Origin of the sequence: Desulfovibrio sp. JC010, assembly GCF_010470675.1 — a bacterium.
In the GTDB taxonomy this organism is placed as follows: domain Bacteria; phylum Desulfobacterota; class Desulfovibrionia; order Desulfovibrionales; family Desulfovibrionaceae; genus Maridesulfovibrio.
On sequence record NZ_VOIQ01000012.1, the window covers coordinates 1 to 16,964 of the forward strand.

The 16,964-nt window shown below is 50.4% G+C and carries 19 protein-coding genes; 11 read left to right on the forward strand and 8 right to left on the reverse strand.

The genetic code is table 11. From position 1 onward, the window contains the following. Positions 1–208: 208 nt before the first annotated feature. Positions 209–1,009 carry an EFR1 family ferrodoxin gene (locus FMR86_RS14110; RefSeq protein WP_163352048.1) on the reverse strand — a complete coding sequence of 267 codons (801 nt, stop codon included), beginning with the start codon at positions 1,007–1,009 and terminating at the stop codon, positions 209–211. 194 nt (positions 1,010–1,203) lie between these two features. On the opposite strand from FMR86_RS14110, the gene FMR86_RS14115 reads away from it, so the two are divergent. Then, positions 1,204–2,109: an AraC family transcriptional regulator gene (locus FMR86_RS14115; RefSeq protein ID WP_163352049.1), complete on the forward strand. Its 906-nt coding sequence runs from the start codon at positions 1,204–1,206 to the stop codon at positions 2,107–2,109. A gap of 39 nt (positions 2,110–2,148) precedes the next feature. Here the strand turns inward: FMR86_RS14115 and FMR86_RS14120 are convergent, their stop codons facing one another. The 4 genes from FMR86_RS14120 to cbiQ are packed head-to-tail and all read right to left on the reverse strand — an operon-like array spanning position 2,149 to position 4,388. Next, positions 2,149–2,484, reverse strand: coding sequence for a restriction endonuclease (locus FMR86_RS14120; RefSeq protein ID WP_163352050.1), 336 nt, complete (start codon positions 2,482–2,484; stop codon positions 2,149–2,151). 12 nt (positions 2,485–2,496) lie between these two features. Beyond that, on the reverse strand, positions 2,497–2,895 hold the full coding sequence (locus FMR86_RS14125) for a 3D domain-containing protein (protein WP_163352051.1): 399 nt from the start codon (positions 2,893–2,895) through the stop codon (positions 2,497–2,499). Positions 2,896–2,919: 24 nt separating this feature from the next. Beyond that, positions 2,920–3,618, reverse strand: coding sequence for an ABC transporter ATP-binding protein (locus tag FMR86_RS14130; RefSeq protein ID WP_163352052.1), 699 nt, complete (start codon positions 3,616–3,618; stop codon positions 2,920–2,922). Beyond that, on the reverse strand, positions 3,615–4,388 hold the full coding sequence (gene cbiQ, locus FMR86_RS14135; protein WP_163352053.1) for a cobalt ECF transporter T component CbiQ: 774 nt from the start codon (positions 4,386–4,388) through the stop codon (positions 3,615–3,617). The genes FMR86_RS14130 and cbiQ overlap by 4 nt, the downstream gene beginning before the upstream one ends. A 103-nt stretch (positions 4,389–4,491) precedes the next feature. Between cbiQ and FMR86_RS14140 the strand changes: the two genes are divergently transcribed. The 3 genes from FMR86_RS14140 to FMR86_RS14150 all read left to right on the forward strand — a co-directional run bounded on the left by FMR86_RS14140 (position 4,492) and on the right by FMR86_RS14150 (position 6,135). Next, on the forward strand, positions 4,492–5,172 hold the full coding sequence (locus FMR86_RS14140) for a methyltransferase domain-containing protein (protein WP_163352054.1): 681 nt from the start codon (positions 4,492–4,494) through the stop codon (positions 5,170–5,172). Between the two features lie 72 nt (positions 5,173–5,244). After that, positions 5,245–5,769 (forward strand): shikimate kinase, encoded by a 525-nt coding sequence (locus FMR86_RS14145; RefSeq protein ID WP_163352055.1) that lies wholly within the window; start codon positions 5,245–5,247, stop codon positions 5,767–5,769. Between the two features lie 12 nt (positions 5,770–5,781). Further along, positions 5,782–6,135 (forward strand): hypothetical protein, encoded by a 354-nt coding sequence (locus FMR86_RS14150; protein WP_163352056.1) that lies wholly within the window; start codon positions 5,782–5,784, stop codon positions 6,133–6,135. A 134-nt stretch (positions 6,136–6,269) separates the two neighbouring features. On the opposite strand, the gene FMR86_RS14155 is transcribed toward FMR86_RS14150, so the two are convergent. Together FMR86_RS14155 and FMR86_RS14160 are read right to left on the reverse strand one after the other, a co-directional pair. Continuing rightward, a complete protein-coding gene (locus FMR86_RS14155) occupies positions 6,270–7,046 on the reverse strand; it encodes a dimethylarginine dimethylaminohydrolase family protein (protein WP_163352057.1) in 777 nt (258 codons plus the stop codon). A gap of 12 nt (positions 7,047–7,058) precedes the next feature. After that, positions 7,059–7,517: a hypothetical protein gene (locus tag FMR86_RS14160; RefSeq protein ID WP_163352058.1), complete on the reverse strand. Its 459-nt coding sequence runs from the start codon at positions 7,515–7,517 to the stop codon at positions 7,059–7,061. A 188-nt stretch (positions 7,518–7,705) separates the two neighbouring features. Between FMR86_RS14160 and FMR86_RS14165 the strand changes: the two genes are divergently transcribed. The 5 genes from FMR86_RS14165 (at position 7,706) to FMR86_RS14185 (ending at position 13,437) form a co-directional block, all read left to right on the forward strand. Then, complete coding sequence (locus tag FMR86_RS14165) at positions 7,706–8,470, forward strand: glycosyltransferase family 2 protein (protein WP_163352059.1); 765 nt, start codon at positions 7,706–7,708, stop codon at positions 8,468–8,470. A gap of 2 nt (positions 8,471–8,472) precedes the next feature. Then, a complete protein-coding gene (locus FMR86_RS14170) occupies positions 8,473–10,188 on the forward strand; it encodes a tetratricopeptide repeat protein (RefSeq protein ID WP_163352060.1) in 1,716 nt (571 codons plus the stop codon). Positions 10,189–10,289: 101 nt separating this feature from the next. Next, complete coding sequence (locus FMR86_RS14175; protein WP_163352061.1) at positions 10,290–11,576, forward strand: DUF401 family protein; 1,287 nt, start codon at positions 10,290–10,292, stop codon at positions 11,574–11,576. Between the two features lie 61 nt (positions 11,577–11,637). Next, complete coding sequence (locus FMR86_RS14180; RefSeq protein WP_163352062.1) at positions 11,638–12,147, forward strand: peptidylprolyl isomerase; 510 nt, start codon at positions 11,638–11,640, stop codon at positions 12,145–12,147. Positions 12,148–12,330: 183 nt separating this feature from the next. Next, positions 12,331–13,437 (forward strand): HD domain-containing phosphohydrolase, encoded by a 1,107-nt coding sequence (locus FMR86_RS14185; RefSeq protein ID WP_163352063.1) that lies wholly within the window; start codon positions 12,331–12,333, stop codon positions 13,435–13,437. Between the two features lie 26 nt (positions 13,438–13,463). On the opposite strand, the gene FMR86_RS14190 is transcribed toward FMR86_RS14185, so the two are convergent. Continuing rightward, entirely contained in the window at positions 13,464–14,114 is a 651-nt protein-coding gene (locus FMR86_RS14190) for a 4Fe-4S dicluster domain-containing protein (protein ID WP_239057248.1), read from the reverse strand. A 147-nt stretch (positions 14,115–14,261) separates the two neighbouring features. Here FMR86_RS14190 and FMR86_RS14195 point away from each other — a divergent pair, with 147 nt between their 5' ends. Both FMR86_RS14195 and FMR86_RS14200 read left to right on the forward strand, forming a co-directional pair. Further along, positions 14,262–15,737 carry an STAS domain-containing protein gene (locus FMR86_RS14195; RefSeq protein ID WP_163352065.1) on the forward strand — a complete coding sequence of 492 codons (1,476 nt, stop codon included), beginning with the start codon at positions 14,262–14,264 and terminating at the stop codon, positions 15,735–15,737. Positions 15,738–15,819: 82 nt separating this feature from the next. Next, the gene (locus FMR86_RS14200; protein WP_163352066.1) at positions 15,820–16,950 is read left to right on the forward strand and encodes an ABC transporter substrate-binding protein; all 1,131 of its coding nucleotides are present in this window, start codon (positions 15,820–15,822) and stop codon (positions 16,948–16,950) included. Positions 16,951–16,964: the final 14 nt, after the last annotated feature.

Genomic DNA, 16,964 nt, shown 5'->3' on the forward strand with positions numbered 1-16,964 from the left:
CTTTTCTCCAAAATAAACACAATTTTCCCTTCTGATCCCAAATCTGACTTTGGTCGCACAAACTTGAGCTTTTCAAATTAAATCGAACGGAAGAAAGCATAATAAAACCCCGCTTTCCGAGAAAAGCGGGGTTAGTCAGCAATCTGAACCCGCAAACATTTAAATGTTTGCGGGTTGTTCTTTTTGTCACTCTCCATCAACACACGCTTCATATCTGGTTATTGGAGTGAATAATTTCTTTTAACGTAACATGACGATTCCTGAATCTGGCACTACTAACTTCACCTTTGATATGAATTGCGCCTGCGGGACAATTATGGACACAGGCAAAACACATGAAGCATTTGTCGCTTAAAGCTATCTTTCCATTTTTCAGGTCCATTTCTATGTTGTTCACCGGGCATACGCTGGCGCAAACCCCGCAATGGGTGCAGCTGTCATCCACATAGATATAATTCTCAATACCTTCTCCAACGACATGGACTTTTAATCTTTTTTTATTAAAAGGTTTTCCATCCCTTCTGAACATATAATTCATCGCCGCTTTATCTAGGCAGTTTTCTTTTAAGGTCCCTTTTTTTGAAGCGGCAATATCAGATTTTATAGTTTCCAGATGTTTCTCAATCAGCTTTTTGGGTTCCTTTGCGACCTGCTTTTTCATATCGAAGGTGGGCAGGTAATTATCCACCATTTTGATTCGGCTGATGTATGAGAATTCAAACCCTGCTTCATCAGCGATATCTGACAAGTGCTTGCCCACTGCACCGGAATAAATTCCGTAGGTTACAACGGCAAAAAGATAATCATAGTTGAATGTCGCTTTTTTCAAGAACTCCACGACATATGGAGGGACAGACCATGCATGGAGAGGAAAGACAATGCCGATTTTTTCATCACTGAATTCATAGGTTCCCTCTTTAACCATCTGGGGAATGGAACATAATTCTCCACCAATTGATTTTGCAATATAGAGGCTGTTGCCGGTTGCTGAAAAATATAAAATTTTCATTTGTTCTCCTTTCTAATAATTGAAACCGAAGCTGCGTACTTAATGGCAGCTTGCTTGAGAGACAGGGGGGCTCCTTCTTTTCTGAAAAGAACATAGCTATCAAAATGAGGCAGAACTAGGCGTCATACTCTCGAAAATCTGCCTAATTGTATCGCTTGGTTGAGTTGTGTGTTTTGCAGTGCTATGTAGATTGCATGAGCAAGCAGCAAATAAAAGAACTGATTGAGAACAGGGTCAGCGCGGAAGGTTTGGTGGAAACCGGAATTAAGGGAGTGCAACTCTTTCGGGTTACCCGGTCGATTCCCTGCGCTCCTGCGGTGTACGAACCCGTTGTGGTCGCAATTGTGAATGGTTCCAAAGAAGCCATATTGGACGGCAAGAGATATGTGTACGACAGCAGTCAGTACATGTGCTGCTCCACGTCTATGCCGGTGGAGGCGGGCACACCTGCTGCTTCGTCTGACAATCCCCTGCTTGGAGTATATATTTCACTGGATACGAAAGTGATGACCGAACTTGCAATTGAAATGGAAAGTGCTGCCGGAGCCATCCGAAAACCCAAAAGCGGCCCACTTCCGCAAGGCTTTGCTCTTGCTGACTGGGACAATGTATTTACGGATGCACTGCTGCGCCTGCTGCAATTGGATAACCCGACGGATACGGCTGTACTTGGGGAAGGGCGGTTGCGGGAAGTTTATTATGCCATTTTTAAAGGGGGTGCCGGGGAATCCGCTAGGCGTGCTTTCGGAGTGGGCAACGAAATCGCCCGCACAATTGAATATCTGTCTTCCCGCCTTAACGAAGTCCTCTCCATCGAAGACATGGCCGCACAGGTTGGCATGAGTCGGGCCGTGTTTCACCGCAAATTCAAGCAGGCCACCACCATGTCGCCCATTCAGTTTGTGAAGTCCATGCGGCTGAACAATGCGGCCATGAATATTGCCGGGGGAATGAATGTGAGCGAAGCAGCCTTGGATGTGGGCTATGCGAGTTCCTCTCAATTCAGCCGGGAGTTCAAACGCATGTTCGGTCTTTCTCCTAAACAGTGGGTCCAAACTAGGCAACTGCCCGCAGATTTTATGGCTGATCAAAGAAGATAAAAAGGAAGCCCTCGGCAGAGATGCTGAGGGCTTTTAGTATTAAAGTCCGGGTAACATGAGGTGACTTTTGGCCTGCTGCCGTTTCCTGCGCTTCTGCATGGTTTTGGGATGAACCCCGAAGCGGAAACGACGGATGACGCATTCTTTTTCTTTACAATCACGGATAGCCTGACGGTCGCCCACAGTGCAGGCGAGGCAGTGGCGGCGGATGGCCCGGATGCAGGTGCGCTGCGATTCCTCGGTTTTGGGCCCGCGCAACTCATAAAGAGAGCAGTCGCTGTCCTCACATTCTCTGACAAGCTGCGGGCTGCCGCCCATGCACCACAGGCAGTAGGCTCGTATGGACTGATGAGGATTTCTTTTCCGTTCGCTCAAGTTGTTCTCCGTTTATTTCTTCTCTTTCTTTTCAAAGGTAATGGTCACTTCCCGTTTGCCCCATTCCTTTGCTGCTTTTGTATCCAGTCCCATATAGATGTCAATCTTATTGGTCCAGCGTTTATTCATTTTGTCTTTGACCAGATACTCTCCGGGGAGTCCTTCGATTTTTACTTTTGCGTTGTGTCCCAGTCCCTTGGGGATCAAATCACGTGATACGGCGATGCATTTCATGCCCGGTTTGAGTTCATCCCCCCATGCGCCGAGAAAAGGGTGTTTTGAGGTCTGCGCCACGTGTGAAGTGTAGGCGGTGGAGGCAACTTTCATGGTTATTGTTTTTTCTTCACCAATGCATCCTGAAACGATGAAGAGAGCGGTTGCAATCAATAAAAGGGTTCTGAATTTACTCATGTCGATTCCTGATATGTTTTGTAGTTAAAGTTCACACTGTCCGTAGTCGTGATCATCTTTGAAATTTGAGGCTCCGCGCAGGATTTTTCCTTTGCTGCAGGAGTATTCCATATCTGTGACCCGTACCAGAAAATCAAGGTCATGGGAAACCACCAGCATGGCGATATCCAGTGAATTCAGTATGTCGATCAGCCTTTCGCGCATGGCCGGATCAAGGTCGTTGGTGGGTTCGTCCAGCACCAGTGCCTGCGGTTCCATGGCAAGTACAGTGGCGAGGGAAACCAGTTTTTTTTCACCGCCGGAAAGGCGGTAGGAAACCCGCTCTTCGTAGCCGGAAAGGCCGAGGGTGCAGAGGGTGTATTCGGCTATTTTGCGGGTTTCCTCCGGGGATTTGCCCAGATTGAGCGGACCGAAGGCCACGTCTTCCAGCACGGTGGGGCAGAAGAGCTGGTCATCGGCCTGCTGAAAAAGCAGCCCCACGCCTTGGCGCAGCTCCCGGAAATCCTTTTCTGATTTTATCTCCCGGCCCATGTAGCGGACCTGCCCGGACTGCGGCTTGAGTAAGCCCATGATGATGTGCAGCAGAGTGGTTTTGCCTGATCCGTTATGTCCGGTCAGGCCGATTTTCTGTCCCGCATTGAGGGCGAAGTCCGCGTTTTTGAGGACTTCGTTTCCGGGATAGGAAAAATTTATTTCATGCAGGGAAAATATGGGTGAACTCACAGCGGAACCTCGATTTTATTAAACTCCAGAAAAATGAACAGGGCCACAAATCCCATGGTCGCAGTCAGCAGGGCCAGATCTTTTTTACCGACCCGGTAGCTGGTCAGGGTGTGAAAGGTCCCGGCAAAACCCCGGCAGAGCATGGCCTGCCAGACCCGCTGGGCCCGGTCAAGGCTGCGGACCAGCAGCATGCCCATGAGCCACGCGTAGGTTCGGTAGGTACGCAGGTTGGTGCGGGGAACGAATCCGCGCATGGCGGCAGCCCGGCGTATGCGGGTGTATTCGGTGAGCATTACGTGTACGTAGCGCCAGCTGAAAAGTAACAGCCTGCTGAGTTTTTCCGGCAGCTTTAGAGACTGCATGCCCGCGCCCAGTGTCTGCACCTGCATGGTGGAGATGAGTGAGGTCATGGCAAGGATTACACCGTTTGATTTCAGGGTGATGACGGCGGTGTAGATAATTCCTTCCAGCGTGGCCGTGAAAGGGCCGATGTTGAAAACAGGTTCTCCGGGCCGGGAAAAGGGCAGGAAGCACCAGAGGAAGAGGATGAAGAAGTTTATGACCAGCAGCCGTTTAAGCAGGACCTTGAATTGCAGCCGGGCTGCAAGGACAAAAAAAATCCCTGCCGCAAGTACGCTGACCGCTGCTACAAGGTTTGTAACCAATGCCCCGGCAAGGGAAAAAAGGAATGCACAGGCCAGTCTGAATCCGGGATGCATGGAGTGGATAATCGAGTCTGTGTAGGCAAATTGTTCAGTCAGCTGCTGCAAAATAATCTCCTGATTTCGGCTTATCCGAGTAGCACGCATCCACATTCCATGCAATCTGAAACAAGTCTTGAGCTGAGTGAATTATGCGGCTATATCGGTCCTTATGACCAGAAACGCTGAATTGAAAAAAATAGTTGCCGAGGTTGGGGAAGACCTGATCTGGCGTCCGTTGTATGATTTTGAACAGACCCGGCTCGCTCAGGGGGTGGGGGATGATATCGACGGCATAGATCCGGAATTCAAGGAACTTGACTTCACCGACAAAACCGTCTGTGACCTTGGCTGCAACATGGGCCATTTTTCCTTTTATGCAAGTGAACGCGGGGCAGTAGAAGTTGTCGGTTATGACCTGGAGCCCAAAGTCGTCAGCGGTGCTAAAAAGCTGGCCCGGCTTTATGGTGTGGACAACGTTGATTTCAAGGTTTGTAATTTCGCTTACGACGACCCTGAGCAGACTTTTGATATGGGTATGCTCATAGACATCCTCGGCAAGATCAACATCGGCAAAGGGCATATGACCGCAATCCTTCTGGGTCTTGAAAAGCGGAGCGAGTCTGAAATGCTGCTTACTTTCCGTCCTGAATATTATGTGCAAAAACATTTCGGCCTGACAGAGGATTATTTTTTGGAACTGTACCCCGAGGCCGAAATCAGGGACGGTTTGTTCAGTCTTCTTGATTTTGCCAAAGCTCTTTTTGTCGATAAATGGGATATGGATTACCTCTCCAGGCCGCATCCTGATGATGAGCAATACAAGCGCACCGTACATTTTAAGCGCAGATAACCTTGCTGCTCAGGCTGAAATGATTATTTAATTTTTCTGCTCGAATTTTGGTTTAAAATATAAGGAATTGAAATGGCAAAAGAATATATTGAGATGACGGATATTGAGTACGTTGTTGAGGAAAAAGACAAGAAGTCAGTTTATGTTCCGGGTATGGCTAAAGATATGATTATCGGCGGTCGCGATTCCGGGAATGTTTTCCTTTTTTCCCTTAATGATGAGCTGCGTAAATCCATCGCAGCGCAGGTGGCTGAAAAGCTCGGCCGTGAGTACGTTGTAGTCGGGCGCAGCGACGGCAACCCGGTGCTGGAAAAACTGGCCGAAGGCGATAATCAGATTGTCAGCCTGCCGCGCGGTGCTGCCAAGTCCGAAAAAATGCGCGAACTGCTCAAGAATAACGGCAAGGTTATTTTCATCATGTGCGATTTCATGACCCTGCTCAATGCATCCGACGGCTCAGACGATGCCCGCGAACAGATTTCGCTCATGCTCAACCGCTTTGAGCCCAGCTTCATGGAAGCCGCGCACCACATCGTGCGTTCTGATCAGACCGATGAAGAAATTCTGCAGGATGTTTTGGAAAAGATAGCTATTTAGAGTTTTTGTAAGATGAAAATAGATGAGCATTCATCACTTAGTTGGAAGTGCATAGCTTCATTTGGTTTTTTTGTTTATACTTTTAGTAGAGTAGATAGTTTTCCAAAGGAAACGTTGTTAATTCTCACGGGTATTTTTTCATATGCAGTGTATGACACTTTTATTGATTATGCGATTCCTCCCACGGCAAAGAAAATAATTCTCCTAAGTGCCTTTTCGCTGCCATTGGGATTGTTGTATGTGTGCTTCGGTGGAACTGCTGATGAGTTTATGTTTAGTGTTGCTGCCGGGATGGGAGTTAAGGCTTTTCGGTGCGGATATGAATATTACAGATATCTTGTTCCTTTGTTTAAGAAAGGTGATTAGATTGATTTAACAAAAACAAAACCCGCAATCTTTCAAGATATTGCGGGTTTTGTTTTGAATGTAGTTTAAGCAATCTGTCTGCGAAGCTTTGCTTCGAGTCTTACGGATGAGGGAGGCCTGCGGGGTGCCGAAGACTACCATCTTAAAGATAAACAGGTCAGCCCGCCGTCCATTTTGCGGAACTCCGACATATCAATAAAATCCGGTTTGAAGCCGTTTTTATCCAGCAGTTCGGCTGTTTTCGGGAACCCTTGCGGGGCGAGCAGCTTTTCTCCCAGATAGAGGCAGTTGGCGGAGTACTCCTCGCCTTCCGGTACGATGAGCTTTTTGAATCCGGCGAACTCTTCGCGCCCGGCAAAACGTGCGGACATGATCAGGGTTTCTTCATCAAGTGCGGAAAGCTCGGTCTTGAGGTGGGGCATGCCGTTATCAAAGGGAACCGCAACGGTCTTGTAGCCGAATCCGGCAGCTGCTCTGGCGAATTGCTCGCAGCCTTTTGCGTTGGTTCGGGAATCGATACCGACATAGAAAGTTTTGCCCATGAGCAGTACATCTCCGCCTTCCATGAGTCCGCCTGCTTCCATGCGGATGATTTCACCGGTCTGGGCGACAAGGGCGGATTTAATCTCATTTACTTCTCCGCGCCTCGATTCTGCACCGGGGCAGGTCAGGAAAGCGGCGGTTCCGTCTGTGTGCGGGATCATGACCGCGGTGTCTTCCACGAACACAGAGTCCGGGTATGCTTCCACCGCAGGCAGGATTGTGACGCTGATTCCGGCCTGCTGTAAATATTCAATGTAGCTTTTATGCTGGGCTGCGGTCAGTTCCATATCCGGACAGCCGAGGCCCGCTTCGGTGAGTCCCTGTCCGAGACTTTTTGCCGGGGTCCTGACAATTGCGTTGCTGAACATTTTCATGCTCCTTTACTGGATGGTAGCGTCTTTCTTCTTCTGTTCTTCGGCAATGAGTGTGAGCTTGGAACGGATGTAGGCACTGGCAATGTTTCCGGCTTCGTCGTCCTGTTCGGGGGCGAATGCGGCTATGTCGTCAGCGACCTGTTTTTCCATGCGTTCGGATTCCATGAACATGATGTAAACCAGCACCAGCGCGGAATCGTTATCCGGGGTGCCGCTGCAGAGTTCTTCAATCTGGTTGCCGGGAACTGTTTCCAGCAGACGCTCCACAAACATGTTGGCCCATTTGTCGTAAAGGTCGGTGATGGGCGGGATCATGGATTTGATGTTGCGCACCGCGCCCTCGTCGATGTTGGGCATGGTCATGGCTATGAACTCGCCAAGGGCGTCCTGACGGGCTTCCTCGTCGGCTGTGCATTTGTCCATGATGATCTTGTAGATATATTTTTTGATTTCCGCTTCCTGCATTTTTAAATCCCCTGTGCTGAAATTTTGTATATTCGGATGCCGACTGGTTACTAAAAAGAGGGGCCGCAGGCAACAGCATCTTGATTCGTCTTAGCCTTTGGTGATAAGCCCGATACATATTAAAAAAATGAGCATTTTGTTACGCACGACAATATTCACGGCAGTTAATTTCAGGAGAATACAGATAAATGGTTAATGGAAAAAAAGTTGTAATGGTTATGCCTGCTTATAATGCGGCTTCCACATTGAAGAAGACTCTGGACGAACTGCCTGCTGATGTGGTGGATGAAATCCTGCTGGTTGATGACTGCAGCCGTGACGATACTGTTTCGCAGGCGGAGAGACTCGGTATCAAGACCGTGGTTCATACCTGCAACACCGGGTACGGCGGGAACCAGAAGACCTGCTACCGCACCGCCCTTGAGATGGGCGCGGATGTGGTGGTCATGGTCCATCCGGACTACCAGTACACCCCGCTGATCATTTCGGCCATGGTTTCGCCCATTGCCAACGGGGTTTTCGATTGCATGCTCGGTTCGAGAATCCTGGGTACCGGGGCGCGCAAGGGCGGTATGCCTCTCTATAAGTATGTCGCCAACCGGGCGTTGACCTGTTTTCAGAATTTTATGATCGGTTACCATCTTTCCGAATATCATACCGGGTACCGGGCCTTTTCCCGCGAGCTGCTGGAAACAATTCCTTTTGAAGATAACAGCGATGATTTTGTTTTTGATAACCAGATGCTCTGCCAGATAATCTATTCCGGTTATGACATCGGGGAAGTGACCTGTCCGACCCGCTACATGGATGATTCCTCGTCCATCAGTTTTGCCCGGTCGGTTAAGTATGGGCTGGGTGTGTTGCGGTGTTCATATGAGACTTTGGGACACCGGCTGGGCTGGATTAAGAGTGAATTTTTGAAAGATGTACCCAAACGGGGGCAGGCGGAATAATCATGAGCGGTGCGAAAGTCGGAAATGAAATGAAGAAGGCGTTGATTGCTTCGGCGATGCTCTGCGCGCTGGTGCTTGTTGTCTACGGGCAGTGCGGCGGTTTTGAGCTGGTCACTTATGATGACACCAGTTACGTGAGCAACAACCAGCGGGTCATGCAGGGAATCTCCGCCGAGAATATCGGCTGGGCTTTCAGTACCTTCCAGCTTTCCAACTACCACCCGCTGACCGTGGTTTCACATATGCTCGATACTTCCCTGTTCGGTGATTCGGACGGGGCACGCCATCTGGTAAATGTGTTTTTTCATCTCTGCAACGTGCTGCTGCTCTTTTTCTTCCTGCTTAAGGCTACGGCAAAGCTTGATAAAGACGGGCTGATACCCTCATTTTTTGTGGCCGCACTTTTTGCCGTGCACCCGGTGCATGTGGAGTCCGTAGCCTGGGTTGCCGAGCGCAAAGACGTGCTTTCCACCTTCTTCTGGCTCAGTGCCATGCACAGCTGGCTGGGCTGGGTCAGGGACAGGAATATGGGGTCCTACGGACTGACCTTTTTTTTCACCGGGCTGGGTATTCTGGCCAAGCCCATGGTGGTCACCCTGCCTGCGGCTTTGGTGCTGCTGGATATATGGCCGCTGAACCGGGTGGATTTAACAAAGAATCCTGCTGCGCAACTGGGTAAGCTGATTGCGGAGAAGTTGCCCCTGTTCGGGCTGTCCGTCCTTTCCTCTGTATTGACCGTCATGGCCCAGCATGGCGGCGGAGCCATGCAGAGCGCGGAATCTTTTCCCTTGAGCCTGCGTATTTCCAACGCGCTTGTTTCCTATGTGGCCTATCTGGGTGAGCTGGTTGCCCCGGTCAATCTGGCGGTCTTTTATCCTTACCCGCACGATATCCCGTTCTGGAAGCCTGCGCTGGCGGCTTTGTTCATTGTTGCTGTATCGGCTGTTGCGGTCCGTTTTATCAGGAAATTCCCTCTCGGTGCGGTGGGCTGGTTCTGGTATCTGGGAACCCTTGTCCCGGTTATCGGGCTGGTGCAGGTGGGCGATCAGTCCATGGCCGACCGCTACGCCTATATCCCGTTCATGGGAATTTATATGATCATAGCTTTCGGGGCGGCCCGGCTGGTCCGCGAAGGCAGGGTTCCCGGCAAGGCTGCTGTTGCGTTTGGGACTGCCGTGGTGGCGGTTCTGCTGGTCGGGGCCTATACTCAGGCCGGACACTGGAAGGACAGCAAAGCCTTGTACACCCGCGCTTTGGCGGTGACCGAGAACAACCACCATATGCATTACAACTACGGCAACCTGCTGGAACGGGAAAAGAATCTTACTGAGGCGGCCAGGCATTTCAAGGCTGCGTTCAAGGCCGACCCTTCCCATTACAAGGCCATGAGCAGCCTTGCATCAATATTGAGCCGCAAGGGGAATCCCTATGCCGCACTGGATCTTTACCAGCGGGCTTTGCAACTCAATCCGGATTACGCACCGGCTCTGGGCAACCGGGGTATCGTCTACATGCAGCAGGGCAAGTTCGAAGCCGCCATGGCCGACCTGCGCAAGGCGAGTGCGCTTGAGCCGCAAGAGGTCAACCATATGATCAACATGGGCTTGCTCTTCTATATGCGTGGTGACAATGAGCACGCAAAGGAATGGTTGCGCAAGGCTCTGCAGATCGATCCGGATAATAAAATTGCGCGCAAGAATCTGGCTCTGATTCCCTGATTGAGTAATCAGCGGTTTTGACGTATCTCCATTGCAGGAGAAATAATAATGTTTCTCCTGCTGCGCTGGTCGTTAATCCTATTCCGCTCTCGGGGTGACTCATGGAATTTCTTCACAATCTCCTGCCCTTATTAAAAATTCTTTTTGTTTTTATCTGCATGCTGGCCGGGATCAGGCTCCGCTTCGGCGTGGGACCGTCCATTCTGGCCGGGGGCGGGGTGCTGGCCCTTCTGACCTCCATGAAAATGGGCGAGGTACTTAAGGTCAGTGCTGAGGCCCTGCTGGATGATAAGACTGTTTTTCTGGCCCTCATCGTGGCCCTGATCATGATCCTTTCCGGTCTGCTGGAGAAAACCGGGCAGGCGGCCCGCATAATGGAATCCCTGACCGGATACCTGAGAAGCCCCCGTCTGCGGCTGGTCTTCTTTCCGGCACTTATCGGTCTGCTGCCCATGCCCGGCGGGGCGATCTTCTCCGCACCCATGATTCAGGAGGCGGCCAACGGCCTTGATGTTTCCGGACGGGATAAGGTGGTCATCAACTACTGGTTCCGTCATGTCTGGGAGCTTGGCTGGCCGTTGTATCCGGGTATGATTCTGGCCGCTTCCCTGTGCGGAATGAGTATTTTTGAATATATCGGCTACACTTTTCCGGGGGTTTTTGTCTGTATCGGATTGGGCTGTTTTTTCTATCTGCGACCTTCTGTCCTGCCCATGGCAAATAACGGTCAGGCTGCCGATGTTTCCGCCAACGGCCGCGATATCAGTAAAGTTGTCAAGGAAGGGTTGCCGCTTATTGTCGCCATCGCCGGGGCCTTTGTTTTTGAAACCGTACTGAGTCTTCTGTTTCCCGGCATCCCTTTTGAAATCGGGATTATTCTGGCCCTGCTGGGGGCGGTGTTTTGTGCTCTGTTTGCCAACCCCGGTTCATTTTCCATTATCCGGGGACTGCTGCTTGAAAAGCGGTTCCTGAACATGATCTTCATGATTGTCTGCGTCTTCGTGTTCAAGGATATTCTCGGAGCCTGCGGGGTGGTTGATGAACTTGCCCGGCTGGCCGGAGGGGAAGCCGCACTTATTGCCGCCGCGGTGTTTGTGCCGTTTCTGGTGGGCTTTATCGCCGGGATAACACTTGCTTTTGTGGGTGCGGCCATGCCGCTTGTGGTCGGGCTGGTGCATGCTGCCGGTCTTGATTCACAGCTTCCGGCGTGGGCGGTGCTGTGTATGTTCAGCGGTTTTGCCGGGATCATGGCCTCACCGCTGCATATCTGTTTTCTGCTGACCTGCGAATATTTCAAGGTGGACATGGTCGCAGCGTGGAAAAAGGTTGTCATTCCCAGTTTGATGCTTATGTTGCTCGGAGTGGCGTACTTTTTGGTTTTATTGTAGATGAAAATCCCCTCGCGGGTAATATAAAAAGGCCAGATAAAAAAAATCGGAGGAACAAAATATGTCCAATCCCATGGTACTGATGGAAACACCTGAAGGTGAAGTACTGATCGAACTTTTTGAGAAAGAAGCCCCCAAAACCGTAGAAAATTTTCTGCGTTACGTTGATGAAGGTTTTTACGAAGGAACCCTTTTTCACCGTGTTATCAATAATTTTATGATTCAGGGCGGCGGTTATGATTTCTCCATGAATGAGAAAGAAAACCATGCACCTGTTGAGAACGAAGCTGACAACGGCCTCCAGAATGAACTCGGAACACTTGCCATGGCCCGTACCATGGATCCCCATTCCGCCACTTCACAGTTTTTCATTAATGTGAAGGATAACGGTTTCCTTAACCACACTGCAAAGAACCCGCAAGGCTGGGGCTACTGCGTATTCGGTAAGGTTATCGACGGTATGGAAGCTGTTGAGAAAATCAAGAAAGTAAAGACCGGCTCCTACGGTCCCATGGATGATGTACCGGTTGATCCCATCAGCATCATTTCCATGAAGCGTTTTGAAGACTAATTCAAATAACGCTGTATTTGTTTTTAAGGCACCGGAAAGTGATACTTTCCGGTGCCTTTTTTGTGCATGGCCTGCTTTGTTATACTTTTAGAATAACAGTTTTAAATATAAAATTTTTTTGCTATGTCTTTATGTGATTGGTGGAAATTGCAGTTTCTGAGTAAAATTGATCAGGGGTAACCATTGGATAATTCTGAATTAACTATCCTCGTCATTGATGATGAAGATTTCGTACGGGAAACGATCAGCGACTATCTGAGTGATTCCGGGTTCAATACCATTGACGCCTGTGACGGTGAAAAAGGGATTGAAGTCTTCAAGCGTGAAAATCCTGATGCTGTTCTGGTCGACCTGAATATGCCTAAAGTTGACGGATTCGGAGTCCTTGAGCATGTTACGGGTGAAAGCCCCGACACCCCCATCATCGTAGTTTCCGGTGCCGGACTCATTCAGGATGCCATTAAGGCGGTCCGGCTGGGAGCATGGGATTTCGTGACCAAGCCCATCGTTGATCTGAATGTCCTTGAGTATGCCCTCGGACGCGCTCTTGAGCGGGCCATGCTGATCAAAGAAAACCGCAGCTATAAGGAACACCTTGAAGCCAAGGTGGAGAAAAGGACCGAAGACCTGCGTAATGAGATTAAGGTCCGCCGTGAGGCTCAGGATGCCCTGATGGCTATTCAGGATGAAGTCATTGAGACTCAGAAAGAAGTCATCCTCACCCTCGGCGAAGTGGTGGAAACCCGCTCCAACGAGACTGCAAACCATGTGCGCAGGGTGGCGGAACTGGCTTATATTCTGGCCCGCCGTTACGGTCTCAGTGAGGAAGAGTCCGATCTGCTGCGCCTTGCCTCACCCATGCATGATGTGGGCAAGATCGGCATTCCGGATACCGTGCTCAACAAGCCCGGCAAGCTTACTCCTGAAGAATTTGAACTGATCAAGACCCATACCACCATCGGGCATGAAATTTTAAAGCATTCCGAGCGTCCCATAATGAAGGCTGCAGCCATTGTGGCCTACGAACACCATGAATGGTGGAACGGCAACGGCTATCCCTGCGGTCTTGCCGGAGAAGATATTCATATCTACGGACGTATAATCGGGATTGTGGATGTCTTTGACGCTCTCGGCAGTGAACGGGTCTACAAAAAAGCGTGGCCCATTGAGAAGATCAAAGAATATTTTGAGGAAAGCAAGGGTAAGCAGTTCGACCCGCATCTGACCGATCTTTTTTTCGAGAATGTAGACGAAATCCTGCAGTTGAGACGAACCTTTCCTGACGGCTAGTCCTGCATTTTCAGATCCCCGGAAATCTATCCTTTCAGTTTCTCCGCCAGCAGCGGTTCGGGATGTTTCTTATTGCGGGCAAGACTCAGCGCGTCCTTGCGGCATTTGTTGGTGCATACTCCGCAGCCCATACATCTTTTGGGATTAATGCGCATGCGCTTGTCTCGCAGATTCATGGCTCCGAAGGGACAGTATTCCATACACTGGGCGCAGCCGATGCATTTGTGTGGATCGACAACGGCAATGTAGCCGGCAGGAATCAGCATGGGCATTTTGCTTTGCCCGGCTTCAATTGCGCAACAGCAACCGGGACAGCAGTTGCAGATGGTATAGAAAACTCCCTCATCTTCTTCCATGATACAAATATAATGCACATGGCCTTTGGCGTTTCGCGTCTCCAGAGTCCTTATGGCTTCATCCATGCTGATGCGCCGTGAGTTTTCCGGGTGGTTTCTGGCTGCGAATGAGGCGAACTCCTCTCCGGCGGACATGCAGATTTCCGCCTCTGATGCAGGTCTTTCCATTGATGCCCGGCAGGGAGATTCAAAAAGCACAACAGATTTATCCGCACTGCTGTCCAGCAGTGCTTGCAGTAGCTTTTTCGCTTCTCGGGTGGGGATGAGCTTGCCGTGGAATTTTTTGGCAAAGTCATCCTTGAAATTCAGAATTCTTTTCATGGTTCTCCCTTTTATAGACATAAAATATCAGAGCCCAAAAAAATAGTACAGTTTTTCCAGAAGCAACTTCACAATCCACTATGCTTATGTCTATGCTGATCCTGTACCTGATAGCATATTCCTTCGGGAATTGAACAGGAGTTGTGAATGGAAATTACAGTACGCAGACATGGGGATACAGTTGTAGTCGGCATGGCCGGAAGGGTTGATGCCTACGGGGCCGGGGAATTGGACCGGAACCTGAAAGATCTCCTTGCCGATGAAAAACTGGCCTGCATGGCTTTTGATATGGCTGAGGTCCGTTACCTGAGCAGTGCCGGAATCCGCTCCATTGTGCGGACCATGAAAATTCTGCACAGCCGTAACGGCGCGCTGGCTCTCTGCGCGCTCTGCTCCTATTGCCGCAATGTGCTTGATACCGCCGGGATGACCCGCTCATTGAATATTTTCTCCACTCACAGCGAGGCCATGGATTTTCTGCAGTCCGTGCACTGGGAGCGGCAGGCCCTTGAAAACTGGGAACGCATGGAAACTGCGGATTCACCCATCGGGCAGTTTCGGTTTGTGCCCGGTGAAAATTCGCAGGCCGACTTGAAGGTCATCGGTTCCATTGCGGATATTTTTCATTCGCGGGTGGATGAAAGGCGGGTTTTTTCGCGTCGTTTTTCCCAGACAGAATATTCCATCGGTGTGGGCGGGCTTGGTGAAGTCCCGGAAGATTATATGAAGGTGCTCGGGTCCATGATCACCATCGGCGGGACCATGGGCTGGCTGCCCACGGATGGTCACGACCTTGCTGATTTTCTGGTGCCGCGCAATGATACCGGATCGGTGCTGATCCGTACTCCCTTCAACCTGACTCTTTCCGGCGGTTTTAACGAATATATAATGTTTGAATCTTCCGAAGAGGGCGGAACCACTCTGGACCGCCTTTATCGCGGTCTGTTTCTGCTTGCCCGGCGCAGGCGCAGGGATTTCAAGGGCGTACTCGGTACGGCCGCATGGATGCAGACCAGTGAGCTTATGGCCGGAACCATGATGCGTTCCCCGGTGCGCGAATTCGCCCCGGAAAACAAACGGGCCATTACCGACCCATCCAACAGCGGTGAGTGGTTCAAGCGCGATGTGCTGCCCCGGCACCGCGATGTGACCTGTTTGACCTGCGGGGTGGGAGTTGATCTTTCCTGTGACCTTTCGGTTTATGACCAGTCCGGGCTGTATGCAGCTTTTTATATTGACCCGGCAACTGCCGGAGACCGGGGGCAGATTCTCAATAATCACGGTGCTGTTTTCGAGCAGGTGCATATGCCTGAGAAAATGGTCTGTCTTGATAAAATGGTCCGCGAAGTCTCGGCAAAAGCGGAATTCAAGGATATGCGCAAACTGCGCGACAACACCCGCGTGACCCGGGCTTTTCTGGGGGTAAGTTATGTCCGCAGGCTGGTTCGGGACAGTGCCGGTTGGCAGGGTGTGGAGCTTCCGGTCAACCGCAATATTGCGGAGAAGCGTTACCGCGAGGAGGCTGAGTTTCCTCTGGTTCCGGAAAAACGCGAGGCCGAACTGAGTAAATTCCAACGTTTTCTTGAGGAACAGCAGGCCAAGCACAGAGAGCATGGGAAATAAGTTGCCTGATACCTGCGCTTGCAGGTAAATAAGATTGAAAAGATTAAATGATCATAATGTGATGAATCCTTAAGGAGGATATATGTGGTTTCGTCTGGCTGTAAGCCTGCTGCTGACGGCAGTTTTTTGTGTTCCGGCCTTTGCTGGGGAAAAGACCATCAAGGTCGGGGTGCTTTATAATCTTACCGGGGGGATGGCCGCCATTGACCGGCCCGGTCTGCATGGCATGGAGCTGGCAAAAGAGATTATTAATTCCGGGGGCGGCATTCTGGGACGTAAATTAAGTCTTGTTATTTCCGACTGCCGTTCAAATCTTGATTCCGCGGCAATGGCTTCCGAAGCACTGGCCGGGCAGGATAATATGGTGGCGGTAATCGGCCTGAATGATACCGATTACGTAATGGCTGCGGCTCCGGCCATCACTGCCAAGGATCGTATTTTTATTACTGCCGGGGCGACCATGCAGAATCTGCCCTATATGTACGGCAAATATTTTTTCATGACCGCCTTCGGAGACAACATGCAGGCCCGGGCAGTAGCCAAGTTCGCCAGACGCAGGCTGGAAACTTCCCGTTGCTTTGTGGGTACTGATATTTCCAATGAATTCACCAAGACCCTTTCCAAATATTTTAAACGCCGTTACCGCAAGTATGGCGGAGCTGTTGTGGGTGAGGTCTGGTACAATTCCGGGGCACAGGAATATCCCCTGCCCAAAAGTGATGAAAAGGATCCGGACCTGATTTTTATGTCCTCAATTCCGCCGGACGCGCCCAAATACATTACGGAAGCCCGTAAAGCCGGATTCAACCAGCCCATTGTTTCCGGAGACGGTTTTGATACTCCGGGACTGCTGAATATCCCTGCGCAGTATGGACATTCAATTTATTTTGCCACCCACGTGGCTCTGGATAACCCGGAACCCATGGTGCAGGAATTCGTGGACAGCTATACCCGCATGTTCGGTGAAGGTCCTGAGTCAGGATTCGCCGCCCTCGGCTATGATACGGTCATGCTGCTGGCGCAGGCCATTGAAAAATCCGGGGTCGCCGAGTCTGAAAAGGTCCGCGAAGTTTTATCAAAAACCACCGGATTTAAAGGTGTGACCGGGGAGTTTTACTATCCTGAAGGGATACGTGTCCCCATGAAGACGGTGGATATTGTAAAATACGAAAACGGTACTTTCTCTTTTGTGGAGCAGATCAGTCCCAACTAACTCTTACTTCAGCT